Annotated in this window: 17 protein-coding genes; 9 read left to right on the top strand and 8 right to left on the bottom strand. The window is 49.1% G+C overall.

The annotated features are described in order from the left end of the window. Window positions 1-164 precede the first annotated feature (164 nt). Window positions 165-551, bottom strand: coding sequence for a Fur family transcriptional regulator (locus BRW63_RS08880; protein WP_073070543.1), 387 nt, complete (start codon window positions 549-551; stop codon window positions 165-167). A 138-nt stretch (window positions 552-689) separates the two neighbouring features. Here BRW63_RS08880 and purS point away from each other — a divergent pair, with 138 nt between their 5' ends. From purS to psbA, 3 genes are all read left to right on the top strand, one after another. Further along, window positions 690-977, top strand: coding sequence for a phosphoribosylformylglycinamidine synthase subunit PurS (gene purS / locus BRW63_RS08875; RefSeq protein ID WP_219898382.1), 288 nt, complete (start codon window positions 690-692; stop codon window positions 975-977). Window positions 978-1,005: 28 nt separating this feature from the next. Further along, window positions 1,006-1,704: a phosphoribosylformylglycinamidine synthase subunit PurQ gene (gene purQ / locus BRW63_RS08870; protein ID WP_073070542.1), complete on the top strand. Its 699-nt coding sequence runs from the start codon at window positions 1,006-1,008 to the stop codon at window positions 1,702-1,704. A gap of 375 nt (window positions 1,705-2,079) precedes the next feature. Further along, window positions 2,080-3,162 carry a photosystem II q(b) protein gene (gene psbA / locus BRW63_RS08865; protein WP_073070541.1) on the top strand — a complete coding sequence of 361 codons (1,083 nt, stop codon included), beginning with the start codon at window positions 2,080-2,082 and terminating at the stop codon, window positions 3,160-3,162. A gap of 224 nt (window positions 3,163-3,386) precedes the next feature. Here the strand turns inward: psbA and BRW63_RS08860 are convergent, their stop codons facing one another. Further along, the gene (locus BRW63_RS08860) at window positions 3,387-4,988 is read right to left on the bottom strand and encodes an Hsp70 family protein (protein ID WP_073070540.1); all 1,602 of its coding nucleotides are present in this window, start codon (window positions 4,986-4,988) and stop codon (window positions 3,387-3,389) included. A 217-nt stretch (window positions 4,989-5,205) separates the two neighbouring features. Here BRW63_RS08860 and BRW63_RS08855 point away from each other — a divergent pair, with 217 nt between their 5' ends. Continuing rightward, window positions 5,206-5,418, top strand: a complete 213-nt coding sequence (locus tag BRW63_RS08855) for a hypothetical protein (RefSeq protein WP_073070539.1) — start codon at window positions 5,206-5,208, stop codon at window positions 5,416-5,418. Window positions 5,419-5,733: 315 nt separating this feature from the next. Here the strand turns inward: BRW63_RS08855 and BRW63_RS08845 are convergent, their stop codons facing one another. Further along, window positions 5,734-6,366 (bottom strand): Uma2 family endonuclease, encoded by a 633-nt coding sequence (locus BRW63_RS08845; protein ID WP_083582784.1) that lies wholly within the window; start codon window positions 6,364-6,366, stop codon window positions 5,734-5,736. A gap of 132 nt (window positions 6,367-6,498) precedes the next feature. Here BRW63_RS08845 and acs point away from each other — a divergent pair, with 132 nt between their 5' ends. Next, window positions 6,499-8,463 (top strand): acetate--CoA ligase, encoded by a 1,965-nt coding sequence (gene acs / locus BRW63_RS08840; protein WP_073070538.1) that lies wholly within the window; start codon window positions 6,499-6,501, stop codon window positions 8,461-8,463. Window positions 8,464-8,579: 116 nt separating this feature from the next. On the opposite strand, the gene prmA is transcribed toward acs, so the two are convergent. The 3 genes from prmA to BRW63_RS08825 all read right to left on the bottom strand — a co-directional run bounded on the left by prmA (window position 8,580) and on the right by BRW63_RS08825 (window position 12,204). Further along, entirely contained in the window at window positions 8,580-9,470 is an 891-nt protein-coding gene (gene prmA / locus BRW63_RS08835) for a 50S ribosomal protein L11 methyltransferase (RefSeq protein WP_073070537.1), read from the bottom strand. A gap of 53 nt (window positions 9,471-9,523) precedes the next feature. Then, complete coding sequence (gene serA / locus BRW63_RS08830; protein ID WP_073070536.1) at window positions 9,524-11,104, bottom strand: phosphoglycerate dehydrogenase; 1,581 nt, start codon at window positions 11,102-11,104, stop codon at window positions 9,524-9,526. 182 nt (window positions 11,105-11,286) lie between these two features. Continuing rightward, a complete protein-coding gene (locus tag BRW63_RS08825; RefSeq protein ID WP_073070535.1) occupies window positions 11,287-12,204 on the bottom strand; it encodes an NAD(+) kinase in 918 nt (305 codons plus the stop codon). Between the two features lie 226 nt (window positions 12,205-12,430). On the opposite strand from BRW63_RS08825, the gene BRW63_RS08820 reads away from it, so the two are divergent. Then, entirely contained in the window at window positions 12,431-12,949 is a 519-nt protein-coding gene (locus BRW63_RS08820) for a hypothetical protein (RefSeq protein WP_073070534.1), read from the top strand. On the opposite strand, the gene shc is transcribed toward BRW63_RS08820, so the two are convergent. After that, window positions 12,917-14,893, bottom strand: a complete 1,977-nt coding sequence (gene shc, locus BRW63_RS08815; RefSeq protein ID WP_244913170.1) for a squalene--hopene cyclase — start codon at window positions 14,891-14,893, stop codon at window positions 12,917-12,919. The genes BRW63_RS08820 and shc overlap by 33 nt on opposite strands. A gap of 110 nt (window positions 14,894-15,003) precedes the next feature. Here shc and BRW63_RS08810 point away from each other — a divergent pair, with 110 nt between their 5' ends. Beyond that, the gene (locus BRW63_RS08810; protein ID WP_073070532.1) at window positions 15,004-16,188 is read left to right on the top strand and encodes a glycosyltransferase; all 1,185 of its coding nucleotides are present in this window, start codon (window positions 15,004-15,006) and stop codon (window positions 16,186-16,188) included. 200 nt (window positions 16,189-16,388) lie between these two features. On the opposite strand, the gene BRW63_RS08805 is transcribed toward BRW63_RS08810, so the two are convergent. Next, a complete protein-coding gene (locus BRW63_RS08805; protein ID WP_073070531.1) occupies window positions 16,389-16,769 on the bottom strand; it encodes a hypothetical protein in 381 nt (126 codons plus the stop codon). Between the two features lie 679 nt (window positions 16,770-17,448). Here BRW63_RS08805 and BRW63_RS08800 point away from each other — a divergent pair. Both BRW63_RS08800 and BRW63_RS08795 read left to right on the top strand, forming a co-directional pair. Continuing rightward, entirely contained in the window at window positions 17,449-17,742 is a 294-nt protein-coding gene (locus BRW63_RS08800) for a nucleotidyltransferase family protein (RefSeq protein ID WP_073070530.1), read from the top strand. Further along, window positions 17,739-18,095: a HepT-like ribonuclease domain-containing protein gene (locus BRW63_RS08795; protein WP_073070529.1), complete on the top strand. Its 357-nt coding sequence runs from the start codon at window positions 17,739-17,741 to the stop codon at window positions 18,093-18,095. Before BRW63_RS08800 ends, BRW63_RS08795 begins: the two co-directional genes overlap by 4 nt. Window positions 18,096-18,680: the final 585 nt, after the last annotated feature.

Genomic DNA, 18,680 nt, shown 5'->3' with positions numbered 1-18,680 from the left:
GCATGTTGTCGATCGTCGATGAACCCAACGGCAAGGCATAGAAATTTGGCGTTGCTGACGGAAGGATGACGTAGGGGCAATCCCCCCGTGGTTGCCCTCCGTCAGGGGTAGGCACGGGGGCGCTACCCCTACAGCCATTTCATCCCCTCCCGCAATGCCGAAACTTATTCGTTTTCGGTTTGGCATTGGGTGCACAACCCAAAAAACTCCAGCATGTGGTAATAGATTTTGAACCGATAAGACTCGTGTAGCTGTTCTTCTAAATCGTGAACTGGGCACTGATCGATCGGAATCGAGTTGCCGCACTGCACACAGGTCAAGTGATGTCTGTCTTCTTTAACGAGGCTATAGAGCGCTTCTCCGTTGGGCAACGTTCTGACCTGCACCATTCCTTCGAGCTTGAGTGCCTCTAGAGCGCGATACACTGTGGCCAGCCCCATGCTTTGTTCACGACTGCGAAGTTCTATGTAAAGATCCTGTGCTGAGATGGCTTGGTTCAGGATTTTTAATATTGTGAGAATGCGTTCTTGACTGCGGGTGCGGGTTCTCATGAGAAGTGGGGACGATCGTCCAAAGTGAATCTAAAACTCTGTCTACCTTGATTCTAGAAGTTCATCAGCTTTCATCTGTCCGCGGTCTTAGAATGAAAAAGCTGTCGCATTCACGGCAATCTTTCTAGCAATCAGGACATGACTGTGACTCAAAACTATCAAGCTCAAATCTATGTTACTCTCCGTCCTTCGGTCTTAGACCCTGCGGGAACTGCGGTGAAGTCCGGGCTGTCGCATATGGGATATAACAACGTTGAACAAATTCGCATTGGTAAATATGTTGAGTTGACGATCGCCGCAGACAGTGAAGATGCAGCTCGTCAACAGTTAGACCAAATCTGCGACCAGCTTCTCGCAAACCCCGTGATCGAAAATTATCGGTTTGATTTGCAGAAGTTGTCTACACCTCTGAACGTAGGTTCATAAATCAAGCATAAGGGCTGAGGGCGCAAGAATGAATGTTGGAGTAGTGGTTTTTCCGGGATCGAATTGCGATCGCGATGTGGTTTGGGTGACGCAAGGGTTGCTCAATCAGCCGACTCGCATGATTTGGCACGAAGACAGCGATTTGTCTGATATTGATGTCGTGATTGTGCCGGGTGGATTTAGCTATGGCGATTATTTGCGGTGTGGCGCGATCGCTCGGTTTTCTCCGGTGATGCAAGCCACGATCAAACATGCAGAACAAGGAAAATTAGTTCTCGGAATCTGCAATGGGTTTCAAGTTTTAACAGAAGCGGGGCTGCTTCCGGGGGCACTGGTTCGCAATCGAGATTTGCATTTTGTCTGCGATCGAGTGCCGCTTAAAGTCGAGCGGACTGATTTACCTTGGACGAACTATTATCGGACTGAAGAAGTAATCACGCTTCCGATCGCGCATGGCGAGGGCAGCTATTACGCCGATGCCAATACGTTAAAGTCGCTTGAAGAAAATGGTCAAGTGTTGTTCCGCTACTGCAACGCTGAGGGCAAGTCTGATCAGTCCAGCAATCCAAACGGTTCGCTCAATCATATTGCTGGCATTTGCAACCGTCAGGGCAATGTGTTGGGCATGATGCCTCACCCAGAACGAGCTTCTGATCCGAGTTTGGGAGGCGTTGACGGAATGCGACTGTTTGAAGGAATGCTGGGAGCGATCGCGGCGATCTTGTAACGCTAAAAAGCTTTCCAAAAAAATTAGCGCCTTGATAGTCAGGGCGCTTTTTAATGTAAAGATTCCTAAAATAAAAGTGAGAGAAAGTAAAGATATCTAAATCAAATTCGAGGCTTAAACGTCTCAAACTACCAAAATACGAAGACGACGTTTAAGCAAATGATTAACTAATTTAAACAAAAAAAGTGCTTAACCCAACGCAACGCTTGAAGAGACTGAAACTTCGTTGAGGTGCCGTAATTAAGGCTTAGAAAAGTTAACAAAAATCACATGAAAATAAAAATAAATATCAATAAGATGTAGAGAGGTAAATAACTTACCCATCTATTCCGATTCGACTGCATTTTTTGTCGTTTCAAGCAATCATCTAAACTTATGGCAACAACATTACAAAGACGCGAAGAAGGTAATGTTTGGGATCGCTTTTGCAACTGGATCACCTCAACCGATAACCGCATCTATGTGGGTTGGTTTGGTGTCTTAATGATCCCCACACTACTCAGCGCAACCATCTGCTTTATCATCGCTTTCATCGCTGCACCGCCCGTTGATATTGATGGCATCCGGGAGCCTGTTTCTGGCTCTTTGATGTACGGCAACAACATTATAACGGGCGCGATCGTGCCGTCTTCTAACGCGATCGGCTTGCACTTCTACCCCATCTGGGAAGCCGCTTCGCTCGATGAGTGGCTCTATAATGGTGGCCCTTATCAACTCGTTGTGCTGCACTTCTTGCTGGGCATATTAAGCTACATGGGTCGCCAGTGGGAGTTATCCTATCGGTTAGGAATGCGCCCCTGGATCTGCGTCGCTTATAGTGCTCCGGTGTCTGCGGCAACGGCGGTCTTGTTGATCTACCCGATCGGGCAAGGCTCCTTCTCCGATGGTATGCCTCTCGGCATTTCTGGCACCTTCAACTTTATGATCGTGTTTCAAGCCGAACACAACATTCTGATGCACCCCTTCCACATGTTGGGCGTAGCGGGTGTGTTTGGTGGCGCTTTGTTCTCAGCGATGCACGGCTCATTGGTGACTTCATCACTGGTTCGCGAAACCACTGAAAACGAGTCGCAAAACGCGGGCTACAAGTTTGGGCAAGAAGAAGAAACCTATAACATCGTGGCAGCACACGGCTACTTTGGGCGGTTGATCTTCCAATACGCCTCGTTTAACAACTCGCGTTCTTTGCACTTCACTTTAGGCGCATGGCCCGTAATTGGCATCTGGCTCACCGCTCTGGGCGTTAGCACAATGGCGTTTAACCTAAATGGGTTTAACTTTAACCAGAGCATTCTCGATTCTCAGGGTCGTGTGGTCAACACTTGGGCTGACGTGATTAATCGTGCCAACCTGGGGATGGAAGTCATGCACGAGCGCAATGCTCACAACTTCCCGCTTGATTTGGCTTCGGGTGATGCGTCTCCGGTTGCGCTTCAAGCTCCTGCGATTCAAGGCTAATTGTTAGTCCGATCTCTACAAAAAAGCGCCTCATAACTAGGTGCTTTTTTGTGGGGTTTAACTCAATGTGAATTCGACGACTTCGTTACCAGTCGATCGCGTCTCCTAAATCCCCAAAATTGCGGGACTTCAAGCCAAAATTTCCGGTTCAAAGTCCCTCAAAATGGGAGATTTAGGGGGCAGAAGCCGCTCTTGACGAAGCGAAAAAACTCGTCGAACTGACGTTAACTCAGTTGCACAACGGGCTGATCTTCTAAAAGAGTTCGGGCAGTCAGCAAGTCCTCAACGGTGATGCGAAGAAAGCGCTGATCGTCTACCTGAAAGTGGACTTTGATGCGATCGCTCCCTGGCGATCCGTGCGGATCGAGTTGGGCAATGTTGCGCGCCCCGCCGCGATCGTTAAGCGGCTGCACTTGAGTTTGACTGCTAGTAAGATTGCGGGTGACGAGACGATCGCCATCAAAATAGACTTCGGTCTGAGCCATTTCGGTGCCAAGTTCGCCAATAATCAGCTCAATGCTGGGCTGATTGTCTAGCGACGCACCGAGTACTAAATCAACCGAGTCTTGCATGGGGTAAGGCTGTCCGGCTTTGATCAGAGGGTGCCAACTGTGGCAGTTATCTCGACGATTCCAATAGCGAATGCCATAGCCGTGATAGAGAAAATCTTTAATCTGAATGCCCTGGCTGAGTTGCAGAGCACCTTGCGCGATCGCTTCAAAAGGCTTTTCACATCGGATTTTCGACGCTTCAAAATATTGCCTCACCCACGTCTGCACCGCCGGAATTTGCACCGTTCCACCGACGAGCAACACTGCATCAATGTCTTTTACCTCCAGTCCTTGTCGTCGTGCTTGCTGAAGGACTTGACCCATCGCTTCATCTAAATTTTCAAAAAACTGGTGCTCGGTGAGAATCTGCTCAAACTGGCTGCGAGTTAAAGACAGTTCGTAACTCTCAAATGTTTCATCGTCAAAATAGACTTCTTGCGCTTGTAGTTGCAGCGAAAGTTGAATTTTGAGCCGTTCTGCTAGGCGTGAAATTAAAGGAGTCGCCGCAATTCCTTGAGTTTCGACGAAATAATCGACGAGCCAGTGATCAATATCCGAGCCGCCCAGATTTTGCCCCGCTTTAGCGAGAACCCTGGCAATTTTAGGCTTCTGTCCCGACTGTTCTGCAAATGATTTTTGCCCCCATTTAAGAACGAATCCGAGCGGTTTTGCCTGAGTTTGTTCATTGATATCCAACTGCACCAGAGACAAATCTAGCGTTCCGCCCCCAAAGTCGAAAACTAAGAGCGTTTGACGATCGTTTAGCCCATATCCCAAAGCAGCCGCTGTCGGCTCATCTAACATTCGCACTTGGTCAATGTTGAGTGATTGGCACACTCGCCCCAGCCAAAGGCGATAGACCTCAAAACTGTCAACCGGAACGGTAAACACGATCGAGTTAGCAATATCGGGATCGGTGGCTTTAAGTTGGGTGATGATTTGAGTCAAAAACCAGTCGCCGACTTGCTCAAAGTTGATAGTCTGCCCATCTAACTCAGGCAAAAAGCCTTGCACATTGGAGCCAATGCCCCGCTTAAAGTTGCGAAAAAATCGAGAGTCGGTGGCTAAATCGAGGGCCCGATCGCGCACTTGTTGCCCAACGATGACGGCTCCTTGTTTGGCGTTTTCAACATAGAGCAAACTGGGAATCAGCGGTGGGCTTTGTCCAACTCGAAGCGAAACACCCGGTAGAAATAAAGTTTCTGGCTGTTGAGTTGCCGGATTCCAGCGAGTGACGACAGTGTTGCTGGTTCCAAAGTCAATGGCATAGGTCATCTGAATCAGGGTAACGGCGAGACAGTGAGAGACGTGTTTTCAGATCGTAGCAAAAGCGTTGATGACAAACTTTTTATCCATGTCAGAGAATCAAGATGTATATCTGGAGAAATATGGCAAGAAGTAGAAATATTTCTTAATATGTATGAAACCAAGCGGTGGATAACCCAATCAATTCACTGACTTACCTATCTGGCATAGCCAAAAAGTGACTGATATGACTCCCCAAACTTCTGACCTGATGGCGTTTCTAATGAGTCTCAAAAATGGGATTTGGATCTTGGGTGTCTCCTCCTGGCTATTTGGAATTGCCGATCGCTCGATCGCGACTCTCTCTGATGGCTATCTTTCTGCGCTAGAGATTGTACAGTTGTTTACCGCGACGTTCTTTTTTGTCGGATGGTTGGTTTTAAAGCCTGCAAAAGCTTGAGCAACTACCTAAGCATTGTTGGACTGCTGCGAACTCAAATCATTTTGAATGGGTTGACGATCGCCATTCCATCAATGCTTGAATATCCTAAATCTTCGGTGTAAAGGGTTTGTATATTAACTTCCAAGCAAGCCGCAACAAGCATCGAATCCCAATGCGACAGACTGTAACGACTCATCAAATTCTCTGCTCGATCGATCACATTCCACAAAGGAAGCGCGGTGTACCAAACCTGCTGTAGATCACAGATTGTACTGATAGGCTTTTGCTCGGTTATACCCTAACGGCTCCAATTTTCGGCTTGCTGCTAAATACTCACAGGCAACTTGCCAAAGCAACGCGCCATCCGTCAAAGATGAAACTAGAGAGGCTGCAATTGCTTGTTTGACTAAACGTCAACCAACTCAAGATCTGCTCAACCGTTAACGCTAAATCAACTCCCTCAATCATCGGTAACGAGGCAGTTCCTTCAAACACTTCAACGCGCTGCCCCGGAAACACCGCAAACACCGTTTCATCTTCGGGGGCAATTAACCAGCCTAACTCGGTGCCATGCTGCGAACAGGGCAGCAAATTTCTGAGGACTTTTGTTGAATTCTGATTAGGAGATAAAATTTCAATCGCCCAATCTGGTTGAATCTCAAAGCGATTCACAATCCGTCCAGACGGCTGAGTTGGGATTCTCTGCCAACGGAAGACGGAGATATCTGGGACGATCGAGACTCCGCCAAACGTACATCGCAACTCTGGAAACGCCTTCGCAATTTTCTGAGGCTGCACCACTTGGTCAATAGCTTTGCAAAGCTCAATTTGAATTAAGGTGTGTTCTCCTTGAGGCATAGGTTTTTGAATGATTTCTCCATTGATGAATTCTGAAGCGGGTTTCGTTTCTGGTTGTTTTAGAAACGCCGCAAGGGTCAGCTTTGATTCAAGAGTGGGTGCGTTCATAGCCACAGCATCAGTTGATTTATGCTAATTGTAATCAAACTCAAGATTCCCTTTCGTCGATCGCCGCCAAGAAACCAGTATCGTTTTTCTAAGACGATCTAAACTCTTGACTCCGCCACCCCACGAAACACAATGTCTGAATCGAGCATTGAATCTATCTTGCAAGAAACGCGACTCTTTCCGCCCAGTGCTGAATTTTCTCAAAACGCGCAGATTAAAAGCCTAGAAGACTATCAGGCACTTTACGATCGTGCCCAAGCCGACCCGCAAAAGTTTTGGGCAGACCTCGCACAGCAATTGCACTGGTTTCAAACCTGGGATACTGTACTCGATTGGAGCAATCCACCGTTTGCAAAGTGGTTTGTGAACGGCAAAACCAATCTTTCCTACAACTGTTTAGATCGGCATCTGACCCCCGATCGTCGCGATAAACCCGCGATCGTCTGGGAAGGTGAACCCGGAGATTCGATCACGCTCACCTACGCTCAACTGCATGTAGAAGTCTGCAAGTTTGCCAACGTCCTTAAGCAAATGGGTGTGCAGAAGGGCGATCGGGTGGCGCTCTATATGCCGATGATTCCTGAAGCGGCGATCGCGATGCTGGCGTGTGCCCGAATTGGTGCCCCTCATACCGTCATTTTTGGGGGATTCAGCGCTGAGGCGTTGCGCGATCGCTTGATTGATTGTCAGGTTAAAGTTGTGATCACTGCCGATGGAGGCTGGCGCAAAGATGCGATCGTGCCGCTTAAAGAGCAGGTTGATAAAGCTTTAGCCGATGACCGGGTGCCCGTTGAGAAAGTGCTGGTTGCCAAACGCACGGGACAGGAAATTGTGATGCAGCGCGATCGTGATTTTTGGTGGCACGACTTAAAAGAAACTGTCTCTGCCGATTGCCCCGCCGAACCAATGGACAGTGAAGACATGCTGTTCATTCTCTACACTTCGGGCAGCACGGGCAAACCGAAGGGCGTAGTTCACACCACAGGTGGCTATAACCTCTATGTCCACATGACCACCAAATGGATTTTTGACCTTCAAGAAACGGATGTCTTTTGGTGCACCGCCGACGTGGGTTGGATCACGGGACACAGCTATGTCGTTTACGGGCCGCTTTCTAACGGCGCAACCAGCGTTATGTATGAAGGTGCCCCACGCGCCTCAAATCCCGGCTGCTTTTGGGATGTGATTGAAAAACACAAAGTCAGCATCTTCTACACTGCGCCGACCGCGATTCGGGCCTTTATTAAAATGGGTGATCAGCATCCCAACGATCGCGATCTGTCTTCACTGCGACTTTTGGGCACCGTCGGCGAACCTATTAACCCCGAAGCCTGGATGTGGTATCACAAAGTGATTGGGGGCGAAAAGTGCCCGATCGTCGATACGTGGTGGCAAACCGAAACAGGCGGCATCATGATCACTGCGCTTCCGGGGGCGATTCCGACCAAGCCTGGATCGGCGACGCTGCCCTTTCCTGGCATTTTGGCAGACGTGGTGGATCTAGACGGCAATTCAGTCGGCGTGAATGAAGGCGGATATTTAGCAGTCCGCTATCCTTGGCCTGGAATGATGCGGACGGTGTTTGGTGATCCCGATCGCTTCCGTCGCACCTATTGGCAGCACATTCCGGTTAAAGACGGTCAGTACACCTACTTTGCAGGCGATGGTGCGCGGCGCGACGAAGATGGCTATTTTTGGGTGATGGGTCGCGTCGATGATGTGATCAACGTCGCCGGACACCGCTTAGGCACGATGGAAGTTGAGTCGGCTCTGGTGTCTCATCCTGCTGTTGCAGAAGCCGCAGTGGTGGGCAAACCCGACGAGATTAAGGGACAGGATATTGTCGCCTTTGTCACGCTCGAAGGCACTTATCAACCCAGCGACGAGCTTGCAAAAGAGTTGAAGAAGCACGTTGTGCTAGAAATTGGCGCGATCGCTCGTCCAGGAGAAATCCGATTTGCCGATGCGTTGCCCAAAACCCGATCGGGCAAAATCATGCGTCGTCTACTGCGAGATCTTGCCAGTGGCAACGCGATTTCGGGCGACACCTCAACCCTAGAAGATCGCAGCGTTTTAGAAAAACTACGCGAAGGTTAACCCCAATTTCGTAGGGGCATGGCATTGCCGTGCCCTCTTGTGGATTTGTTGCTACGATTGTAAATCCGGGAAGCCGCTCAAAACGAAGCGAAAAACCTCGTCGAACTGAAGTGGAATCACGATCGCCGAATATTCAAACAACACCAATCCCCACGTTTCCACAGCGCTGCCACAATCCAGCCATTTTCTTCGAGCGTGTCAGCAACGGGTTTAGCTTGTTCTAATAAGATGCCGCTCAAAATGCCCCAGGTTGATAGCTTGACGATCGTCGTCCACTGCGGAATCAAATCGATAATCACTTCCGCCAAAATATTGCACACCAATCCATCGATCGGCTCTTTAATCAATGCCTCTAGTTCCTTAACACTGCCCTCCGCGACGATCATCCGCTTGGGGTCAATCCCATTTAGCTCAATATTCTCTCGGCTTGCTTTGACTGCGAGTGGGTCGGTGTCTACGGCATAGACTTTACTCGCCCCTAGAAGAATCGCCCCGACTGACAAAATTCCTGAACCGCAGCCCACATCCGCAATCACAGTATTTTGAGGATTGTCACTAAACCGCATCTCCAACGCTTCAAGACAAAGCTGAGTCGTAGCGTGATCCCCGGTGCCAAACGCGACTCCCGGTTCTAACTGGATGATGATGCGATCGTCTCCTTGCGGAGCGGGTAGCCAAGCGGGGTTGATCCAGAAGCAATCGCCGACTTTCTGCGGTTGCCAGTGAACCTTCCAGCTACTTGCCCAATCTTCTTCATCAATCAAGCTCCACTGCACGATCGGCAGCGGCAGACCGACACAGAGCGCGTCTTGCCGCATTAATAGAGACAACGCCGATAGATCTAGCAATTGGGCTTGTTGTTGCGGCAAATAGGCAGAAACCCGACACGAAGAACCCTTAATCTCGCTAGAAGTGCCTCGGCAGCCAAACTTTTCGAGCCGCCAAAATGCCACTTCATCAAGCGACGTGTCACACAAAACTTGAATTTCCCACCAGCTATTTGCCATATCTCTCACAGGTGAAGGGCGAAGGGTGAAGGGCAAATCACCCTCTACCCTCCCTAAAGCGTGACCGTATAAGCGTCTCGAATGCCTGACACCTTTTTGATCTCATCTAAAATGTCTTCGGGAAGCGGGTCATCAATGCTCAACACCATCACCGCATCGCCGCGCACAATTTTGCGACCGACTTGCATACTGGCAATGTTCACATTAAATCTGCCCAGCAAAGACCCAATGTTGCCGATGATTCCTGGCATGTCGCGGTGCAAGGTGAACAGCATGTGACGATTGGGAGGCACGTTAACCGGAAAATCATCAATGCTAGTGACGCGAATTTCGTTGTCGCCTAGCAACGCACCCGTGACAGAATGTTCACCCAACGCGCCTTTAGCCGACAGATGAAGAGAGCCTGTGTAGTCTTTGACAGACGCATCACGAGTCTCAATCACCCGAATGCCGCGCTCTTTTGCCTCAATGCTGGCATTGACGTAATTGACTCGTTCTTGCAGCGCGTGAGACAGTAACCCTTTAAGCGCCGCCACCACGATCGGTTGACTTTGATTAGTTGCCAGTTCTCCCCGCAGCCCAATGTTTAAGGATTCGACTCGTCCGCCGACGAGTTGCCCGACTAGGTTGCCGAGGGTTTCTGCCAGTTGCAGATAAGGCTTTAATTGCTCTAATAGATCAGGACGCAAACCGGGGATGTTGACCGCAGATCGCGCAGGCAACCCCAGCAGCACATCACGAATTTGTTCGGCAACATCGATCGCCACATTTGCCTGAGCTTCTTCGGTCGAGGCTCCTAAGTGTGGGGTGAGCACGATTTCTCTACCCAAGGATCTCAGATCGGATTCGCCTAAGGGTTCGGATTCAAATACGTCGATCGCGGCTCCGGCAATCTTGCCCGCTTTCAGGGCCTCTGCTAGAGCGGCTTCGTCAATGATTCCGCCTCGTGCACAATTGATGATCCGAGCGGTGGGCTTCATCTTGGCGATCGCGGCTGCCCCAATTAAATGAGTCGTTTCTGCCGTTTTAGGAATGTGGAGCGTGATGTAATCGGCTTGCTGGAACAACACATCTAACTCGACAAGACGACAGCCGATCTGCTCTGCCCGTTCGTGAGAAATAAATGGGTCAAACGCCAGCAGCTTCATGCCCATTGCTTTGGCAACCGTCGCAACATGAGTCCCGATCTTGCCTAAACCGACGACACCGAGCGTTTTCTTATAAACTTCAACGCCCGTGAAGCTTTTGCGATCCCACTTGTTGCCCTTTACTGACTGGTTGGCATCGGGAATGTAGCGCGACAGGGCCATCATCATCGCGATCGTGTGCTCGGCGGCTGCGATCGTGTTGCCTTCTGGAGAGTTGACGACCACAATGCCTTTGCGCGTGGCAGCAGTCACGTCTACGTTATCGACACCTACCCCGGCGCGCCCGATAATTTTGAGTTGAGTTCCTGCCTCGATCACTTCTTGAGTGACACGAGTCCCAGAGCGAATCATCAACGCATCATACTCAGAAATGATTTCGACCAGTTGCTCACGCGTTAAGTCAGTTTTGACATCAACCTGGGCAACCTGGGACAGAATATCGATCCCAACTTGATCAATGGGATCGGAAACAAGAACCTTGGGCATAAAAACTCAGTGGATGATGGGGTCAGAGAGGGGCTAGAGTTCTGGAAATCAGGAATCATACACACTTATCCTGACATCTTTTCAAGCAATTCCTCGATTAGCTATTCTAGTGGATTCACGCATCAAGCCTCATAGAATCGCAAAAGTTTTCCGATTTGAGGTCTAGATTGTGATAGCTAAACCTAATTGCGGTGATTGTTGCTGTAGTGAATTCGGGCCCCTGCCCATTGCAGCTTTTCTCGCAGCGTTTGGTAATAAGAATAGTTTTCTCTGAGAATAATAAATTGAGCATCGCAATCTGCCATGCGAATATCAACGCGCTGACCCGGCCAGATCGAGGTTGCTAAAACGCCATCCATCCACAGCTTTGTGTTGATGTCTCGATCGACCAGCGGCCAAATGCTCACCACAGATCCAGGCGGCAAAACAATCGCACGACTCGACAAACTCAAAGGACAGATCGGTGTAACGGCGATCGCGTTCATGCCGGGGTGAATAATTGGGCCGTTTGCCGCTACGGTGTAGCAGGTCGAACCTGTAGGAGTTGCCACAATCAAGCCATCACCCTGATATTGATCGACGACTTCACCATCGATCTCCATCTCTAAAATCGCGGTGATCATGCGATCGGCAGAGGCAGGTTTAATGCACATTTCATTCAGTGCCAGATAGCGATCGCTGACTGGCTCTAAGTTTGTCCGGTTGCCTTCAAAAATACTAGCTTGAAGCATCATGCGGCGCTGCACAGCAAACCGATCTTCTGACAGTCGATCCCAAACCGTTTCGGTGTTGAAATCTTCAGACGATTCGGTGAGAAATCCCAAATGTCCGCCGACGTTGACCGCGAGAATGGGAATTTTGTCGGCCGCCAAATTTCTAGCAGCCGTCAGGGCAGTGCCATCGCCACCGAGGACGATCGCGAGGTCGATCGACTGCTGCACCGATGCCAAAAACACGGGATAGGGATTGTCATTCGGCCCGCTCGGCCCTAACAACACTCGACAATGGCGTTTTTCTAACGCTTGGGCACACCGCTCGGCCCATCGCCGACTGAGCGGGTCGCCCGACTTATGAATAATAATGACCTGATTTAGCTGCACAGTTTTTCAACCGGGAGACGTTAGACTCTTTCACTGTCCAAAGTCTACGCCATGCGCCAACGTTTCTCAGGCTTAATCAGGGGCAAATGTACTTCCATCCCAAGTTGTTGAGTATCATGAAATAGCGATTTTGGGTATTTATTAGTTGATTCGCGAAGGTCAACGATCGTACAGTTAAATATTCGATTGCAATCACATCGCCGTCTGGTCACTGAGGAGTCGTCTAATGAAACAGTTTAATCCTACGTTTTTGCAAATCGGTGCAGTTGTAAGCGTTGCTGCAATCAGCGTTGGGCTTGCCTTTGGCGCTCAAGCTCCTGCCTCTGCACAAGCCGCTTATGGTAGCTATGTGGGCATTGGTCCTTCGTTTGGCTTGACCCGTGGAGCAGACCGCGAACACAAAATTTCGGCGGTGATTGCAGGTCGATATAAGTTTTTGACGGCTCCGGTTTCAGTCAGAGCACAGGCACTGGTCGGCAGCAATGTGGCGATCGTGCCGACCGTTTCTTATGATATTCCCCTCAACTGGCAGACTGATGCTTATATTGGCGCAGGGGTATCCATTCCGATCGGGGGCGACACTCCAGTTGGCAATCAAACGAGTTTTGCGATTCAACCGGGCATTGACTATGCGCTTCCTAACAGCAATGTCGTCGTTTTTGGCAATGCGATTATCTCGTTTGATGCTTATAAGCGCGGTGGTGCGGCTGCGTCACTTCAAGGCGGAGTCGGGCTGAGATTTTAGGAAATTCTGGTTGATTTCCCGATATCGTCCGAGTGCGGTGAGGGGAAAGTGCTGCTGATAAAGGTGATACTTCAAGTAGAAGTGACCCGGAAAGCCTGTACCTGTGAAGTGGTCTTCGTTCCAGGTGCCGTTTTCTCGTTGAGTGGTGAGCAGGTAGGTGATGCCGTGGTCGATCGCATTCCAGGCAAACTGATGCGTCGTTTCCCCGGCAGCCAGCAACCCAATCAATGCCCAAGCAGTCTGAGAAGCTGTACTGTTTCCCTTGCCTTTGAGTGAAGAATCTTGGTAGCTGGCGCAGGTTTCGCCCCAGCCGCCATCAGGGTTTTGACGTTTTACTAACCAAGCTGCCCCACGATCGAGACTTGATTTATGAGTAGGCGCAACTAACGAAAGCGCAGCCAAAACGCCACTGGTGCCATAGATATAGTTCACGCCCCAACGCCCAAACCAGGAGCCATCGCTTTCCTGTTCTTGCCTTAAGTAGGTGAGGGCCCGATCGAGGCGATTTGCGTCTAGATGAGGGTCTGGCAATCGTCCAAACATCTCTAACACTCGCGCTGTCACGTCTGCCGTATTGGGATCGATCATGGCTTTGAGATCGCCATAAGGATGAGCATTAAGCCAGTCTTGATCGTTATCTAAGTCGAATGCCGCCCAGCCTCCAGGTTTGCATTGCATCGTGATAATCCAGTTAACGGCGCGGACGATCGCTTGGTTTTTTAAGCGCTCATTGGGCAAATCCACCGCCGCTAACGCCATCACCACAACCGCAGAATCATCCACGTCAGGATAGAAGCGATTCTCAAACTCAAATGCCCAGGCCCCCGGTTTGCCGCGCTGATTTTTGACGGCCCAATCGCCATAATCTAAAATCTGTTTTTCGAGCAGCCACTCGCCGCCGCGAACGAGAGCCGGATGATTGGGAGTCATCCCAGAATCAACGAGCGATCGCATCACCAATGCTGTGTCCCAAACAGGTGAAACGCAAGGCTGAACGCTGAACGTGTGATCTGTCTGATTCGAGAAACGATCGACCGCATTTAAGCCGCGTTCGACAACTGGATCAGCCGCATCATAATCTAAGCAACGCAACGCCAACAGGGAATTCAACATTGCAGGAATGATCCCGCCCCAATCACCAGAAGCTTCCTGTCGTTCTAGAATCCATTGTTCTGCGGCTTTGAGTCCTGCTTCTCGAAAGGGCATCAGGTTCCAGTTTTCAGCTACTTTGAAGACCTTATCTAAGTCAACAAATAGATCTGTCCAGTCTGATTTGCGAGGCAGATCAAAATTAGTGTTTGTAATCCCATCCGCGTAAAGTTCGTCAAGCGTGATCGGTCGATCGACGAGAAAAACGGGCTTGCGATCGAACACAATCATCAACGGAACGGTGCTGCCTCTCGCCCAGCTAGACAATTCATAAATGCTAAACGTCGAAGCTGAAAACAGCGGCTCAGACCCAAACGGATTGGGAATCTCCAACTTCAATGACGGCAACAACATCAACCCTGGCGGAATCGACGGCAACCCACTCCAGGGATAGCAGCCAATCAACGCCAGGTGAAACTTTGTGAACACGCGAGTTTTAGCCACACCGCCCCGCGCCAAGATAAATTCTCTCGCTTTCACCATTGTTGGATCGTTGATCGCGACACCTAGTAGCTTTAACGCCATGTAGGTTTCAACGGTTACGCTGAGTTCACCACCGTCGCCGTAGAACAATTCCCAGCCGCCGTGATCGCGCTGCTGCGATCGTAAAAACTTCTCTGCCTTATACATCGGGCGAGTCTGATCGGTGCCCCAGATTTTATGCAGCAACACAACTTCTGCGGTCATCGTCACATTCGATTCGAGTTCTGCCCACCAATAGCCTTCAGGGTTTTGAGTTGAGAGCAGATAATTTTGACTGGCAGCGATCGCCCCATCCAGTTGAGAATTCGTCACCCTATTTCGTTCTTGCATATTGAACCGTTCACCCCAAAAACCACAATCTTTGTATTTTGCGTTCTAAAATCAGAGTTTTGCAAGATGGCAACCAACTTTCCCCAACAATAATGAGTGAGATTTTTGCAGGATTGGCGCTACTTTCTCTGACGATTTGGATTTATTTATTCTGCTTTCGCGGTCAATTTTGGCGCACCGATCAGCGCTTATCTGCCCAATCTTTGCCCTTTGATCAATACCCTTCTGTCTGCGTCATCATCCCCGCCCGCAACGAAGCGGATTTGTTGCCTGTGACGTTACGATCGCTCCTCACTCAAGACTATCCCGGTGTTCTCAATCTCTTTTTAGTCGATGATCACAGCACCGATCGCACGGCTGAGATTGCCAGAGAGACGGCTGAGACGCTAGGCAAATCTGATCAGCTACACATTCTCTCGGCAGCACTGTTGCCACCCGGATGGACAGGGAAACTTTGGGCATTAGATCAAGGAGTCCAAAAAGCGATGACGCTAGAACCTGACTATTTTCTGCTAACCGATGCCGATATCGAACACGATCGCGCTAATCTCTCCCAGCTAGTTGCCAAAGCCGTTGAGGACGATCGCGAACTCGTCTCTTTAATGGTGCGATTACGCTGTCAGAGCGTGTGGGAAAAACTGCTGATTCCAGCGTTTGTCTTCTTTTTTGAGAAGCTTTATCCGTTTCGGTGGGTGAATGAGCCAGGGAACGCGATCGCGGGTGCGGCAGGCGGATGTAGTCTAATTCGTCGGGAAACACTGACTCGGATTGGCGGCATTCAAGCAATTCGACAAGCATTAATTGACGATTGTGCGTTAGCGGAGGCGATTAAGTCGAGTGGGTCACGACGAATTTGGCTAGGATTGTCAGACTCGACTCGAAGCCTACGTCCCTATGACTCGCTAGAAACGATCTGGACAATGGTGGCGCGATCGGCGTTCACTCAATTAAATTACTCGCCGCTATTGCTCGTCGGAACGGTATTTGGAATGAGCCTCATTTATCTCGTTCCACCTGTGGGATTCGTTTTTGGATTGTTTGCGGGGCAATGGTCGATCGCCCTTCCTAGCTTTCTTGCCTATTTGCTGATGAGTTTGGCTTACTTTCCGATTATTCGCTTTTATCGGTGTTCGTTTTGGTTGGCAGGTTGTTTGCCTGCGATCGCGTTTCTCTACACGTTAATGACGATCGACTCAGCCCGTCGTCACTGGCAAGGCAAAGGCGGCGCTTGGAAAGGACGAGTCTATGAAGAGATCAAATCCGAAATCAAAAACTAGGCAGAAAGCTTCCGCCTGACCATCCTAAAAGCATCTTAGGCAGATTGAAAGCTGCAAAGGTTATCGGCAACCGCTGACCAAGAACGTTGTGTTGCTTCGATCGTAGTTGGAGGCAGTACTTTTATCGTCCTGGTAAGAGTCTAGAGAATTTATGGAAAAAACATCCGATGGGTTAGAAACACCAGATGTTTGAGGTCTTCTTAGCTAAGTGCAGGGTGCGGTTCTGACTGATTCGCTTTTTTACGATCGGGTCGTTTCCGCTCACTCTTGCGAATGCCGCCTGCAATCTTGTATTCGGGGCTGTCTTTCCCGAATTCGATCGCAACCCCCAGCAACATTTTCTCGGTGAGTTCTTGCAGTTCTTTCTCGGCTTCTTGCATCACCACGCGATCGGCATCTAGCATCGCTACGGTTGCATTGTAAGCATCCACTCGCTGACGGGTTTTCTCGACTAACGCTGAATAGGCTTGAATGGATAGTCCTTTGCCCATGTCTAAGCTGGAACTGATGGATCTGATGGCAGATAGGCGTGTTTTTGCCTTCTCAAGATGAGATGAAGTTCGTTTTCCGAGTCCAGGCATGAATAGAGACCCTCTCTTAGATCTTTGATTGAACAGTTTCAGAGTTCCCCGATCGAGTGATTGACTCTCGATCTAATCTGTGGAACTTCTGGAGTCTCAATCTGTAACTAAGTATCGGAGTGCTGAAACTAAGGAAGCGCGTTCGTCAACTCGATCACACAAAGCGGAAACTAGGGAAGCGCGTTCGTCAACTCGATAACACGAAGCTGAAACTAAGGAAGCGCGTTCGTCAACTTAGTTAAGCAATAGCGCGACAAAGGAAGCGCGTTCGTCAACTCGATTCTGGCTTGAGACAACTCAGTTTAGCTAATGCAAAGCTCGATCGAGATCAGGAATTGCTGGGTGGCTTTGTTGATGGGGGAATTTTGGGCGATCGATTCAGCAAACCTAGAAGCAGCAACATATTTATATTTATCCAGTAAAAGCTAAAAAGGTTGAGTGTCTATTGATACACCATTTATCTCCCGAAACAGAGCAGGGTAAGCTATATCTTGCACTGTAAGGCGATGTGCAACTTCTCTCAAATGCTTGAAAATACTGCCCTCACCCTAGCCCTCTCCCTTAGGAGAGGGAACCAGAAAGAATCTGAAAGCCCTTCTCCCTAGGGAGAAGGGTTGGGATGAGGGTGAATTAGTTGCACATCACCTACTGTACTTACTTTGAGGGGGAGATAGAGCCTATGAAAACACTAGAGGAAATCAAGCAGTGGTTTGGGCAACACAAGTCGTTGTTGCAAGAACGTTACAAAGTTCAAGAATTAGGGGTTTTTGGCTCCTATGTCAGGCAGGAGCAGACGGAAGCCAGCGATGTAGATGTGCTGGTAGAGTTTTCGGAGACACCGAGCCTATTAAAGTTTGTCAATTTAGAAAACTATCTCAGCGATAATCTGGGTGTCAAAGTCGATTTGGTACACAAGTCTGGGCTAAAGCCACGCATTGGGGAGCGGATTTTGGCAGAGGTCGTTTACCTGTGACCAGACGGCAAGTTGAGGACTACTTACAGGATATTTTAGATGCTGTAGCTGCGATCGAGCAGTTTACAACAGGCGTTGAGTTTGAAGTGTTCTCGCAGAGTTTAGAGAAAGTGTTTGCAGTTTCAAGAGCGATCGAAATTATTGGGGAAGCGGTAAAGCGAATCCCAAATTCAGTCAGAAGCCAATATCCTGATGTTCCCTGGCGAGATATTGCTGGAATGCGAGATAAACTAATTCATGATTATTTCAATACAGACGTAGAAATCATCTGGAAAGCAGTTCAGGAAGATGTCCCTCAGTTGAAAATATTAATTTCTAAAGTTTTAAAAGATGTGACTAAGAAGCCAGAGTAATGGAGATCTCTAACGAGCAAATCATACAGAACATATCAGCGCACGCAGATAGCAGCCAAGATTTAATTCCTAGCACATGAATTGGTGCCAAATTAGGGGAAATAGCCACTTGGGGATCTGGTGGCAGTCCAAGTTCCATATCACGCTAAACTGAAACTCAGGAAGTGCCTTTGTCAACTTGATTTTGGCTTGAGATAACTCAGTTTAGCTAAGGCGGGACTCGATCGAGATAACGAATTATTTGATGGGTTCGTCGATTGGGGAATTTTGGGCGATTGATTCAGCAAGCCTAGAAGCGAGAAATCTGAAAACCGCTCAGTATAACTGCCGAAATAGAGGAGTTATACTGTGAAGATTCGGTATAGAACCTTAAAAAGTAGGAGTTATCCGGTTTCTACACGGCATAATCTTCTTATAAAGCATATTATGCTGATTGGCAGGAGTTCAAACGGCAGAAATAATAGTTAGACGTGCGACTCGAAGTCGTTCGGGGGAGTTGGAAGGACTTCAAAAGCCCTTCCCTGTCAGTGTTCAGGCAGATGTCCGCCTTGGAATGTTCAACCAGTAATGGGAGGGCAGAATCAG

This window comes from Phormidesmis priestleyi ULC007, assembly GCF_001895925.1.
Lineage (GTDB): Bacteria > Cyanobacteriota > Cyanobacteriia > Leptolyngbyales > Leptolyngbyaceae > Phormidesmis_A > Phormidesmis_A priestleyi_A.
The sequence above is the reverse complement of the archived record's forward strand: the minus strand, read 5'-3'. Positions and strand labels throughout refer to the sequence as shown.

Coding starts and splice junctions, on each gene's coding strand:
- BRW63_RS08880 (WP_073070543.1), bottom strand. CDS start 551: ATGAGAACCCGCACCCGCAGTCAAGAACGCATTCTCACAATATTAAAA.
- purS (WP_219898382.1), top strand. CDS start 690: ATGACTGTGACTCAAAACTATCAAGCTCAAATCTATGTTACTCTCCGT.
- purQ (WP_073070542.1), top strand. CDS start 1,006: ATGAATGTTGGAGTAGTGGTTTTTCCGGGATCGAATTGCGATCGCGAT.
- psbA (WP_073070541.1), top strand. CDS start 2,080: ATGGCAACAACATTACAAAGACGCGAAGAAGGTAATGTTTGGGATCGC.
- BRW63_RS08860 (WP_073070540.1), bottom strand. CDS start 4,988: ATGACCTATGCCATTGACTTTGGAACCAGCAACACTGTCGTCACTCGC.
- BRW63_RS08855 (WP_073070539.1), top strand. CDS start 5,206: ATGACTCCCCAAACTTCTGACCTGATGGCGTTTCTAATGAGTCTCAAA.
- BRW63_RS08845 (WP_083582784.1), bottom strand. CDS start 6,366: ATGAACGCACCCACTCTTGAATCAAAGCTGACCCTTGCGGCGTTTCTA.
- acs (WP_073070538.1), top strand. CDS start 6,499: ATGTCTGAATCGAGCATTGAATCTATCTTGCAAGAAACGCGACTCTTT.
- prmA (WP_073070537.1), bottom strand. CDS start 9,470: ATGGCAAATAGCTGGTGGGAAATTCAAGTTTTGTGTGACACGTCGCTT.
- serA (WP_073070536.1), bottom strand. CDS start 11,104: ATGCCCAAGGTTCTTGTTTCCGATCCCATTGATCAAGTTGGGATCGAT.
- BRW63_RS08820 (WP_073070534.1), top strand. CDS start 12,431: ATGAAACAGTTTAATCCTACGTTTTTGCAAATCGGTGCAGTTGTAAGC.
- BRW63_RS08810 (WP_073070532.1), top strand. CDS start 15,004: ATGAGTGAGATTTTTGCAGGATTGGCGCTACTTTCTCTGACGATTTGG.
- BRW63_RS08805 (WP_073070531.1), bottom strand. CDS start 16,769: ATGCCTGGACTCGGAAAACGAACTTCATCTCATCTTGAGAAGGCAAAA.
- BRW63_RS08800 (WP_073070530.1), top strand. CDS start 17,449: ATGAAAACACTAGAGGAAATCAAGCAGTGGTTTGGGCAACACAAGTCG.